The organism is Marinobacter halodurans, assembly GCF_004327985.1.
GTDB classification, from domain to species: domain Bacteria; phylum Pseudomonadota; class Gammaproteobacteria; order Pseudomonadales; family Oleiphilaceae; genus Marinobacter_A; species Marinobacter_A halodurans.
Window position 1 is genome coordinate 1 of sequence record NZ_SJDL01000233.1, and the last position, 254, is coordinate 254.

At 55.1% G+C, this 254-nt stretch carries 1 protein-coding gene; it reads left to right on the plus strand.

Annotated features, from left to right (window positions below):
• The coding region (locus EZI54_RS24200; RefSeq protein ID WP_479724283.1) for an IS66 family transposase at positions 1-161 on the plus strand (161 nt) is incomplete at its 5' end.
• Between the last annotated feature and the right edge of the window lie 93 nt (positions 162-254).

Below are 254 nucleotides of genomic sequence, written 5' to 3' on the forward strand. Positions count from 1 at the left end.
GCCGGGCAGGCCCACAAAAGGGCAGAATGAAATCCGGCTGGTTCTGGCCGTTATACGGCGATGCCGATGAGGTGGTGTTCACCTACTCGAACAGCCGTGGGCGTGCCCACATCGAACAGATGCTCAGTGAAGTGGACCCCGAAATTTGGACAGGTGCCTGAGCTCTGATTCATCATCTCCACAAGGAGGAGAATCATGAGCAAGAAACGCAAGCAATACAGCGCATCATTCAAATCCAAAGTCGCCCTGGCCGC